Source organism: Zobellella taiwanensis (assembly GCF_003012795.1).
Classification (GTDB): domain Bacteria; phylum Pseudomonadota; class Gammaproteobacteria; order Enterobacterales; family Aeromonadaceae; genus Oceanimonas; species Oceanimonas taiwanensis.
On record NZ_PXYH01000088.1, the window covers coordinates 1 to 255 of the forward strand.

Here is a 255-nt window from a genome sequence, read left to right on the forward strand (position 1 = left end):
CGATGAATATGTTTTGTTCTCGAGACTACAAGTCTCTCACACTTCTTGGGTGTTGTATGGTTAAGCCGCACGGGGCATTAGTACAGGTTAGCTTCACGTCTCACAACGCGTCCACACCCTGCCTATCAACGTCTTAGTCTCAAACGGCCCTTCAGAGGTTTCAAGAACCTAGGGATGACTCATCTCGGGGCTCGCTTCCCGCTTAGATGCTTTCAGCGGTTATCGATTCCGAACTTAGCTACCGGGCAGTGCCAT

General features: G+C 50.6%; 1 rRNA gene. It reads right to left on the reverse strand.

Annotation, left to right across the window (positions count from 1 at the left end):
- Positions 1-56: 56 nt before the first annotated feature.
- Positions 57-255 (reverse strand): 23S ribosomal RNA (locus tag C7I36_RS17040); the annotation flags it as partial.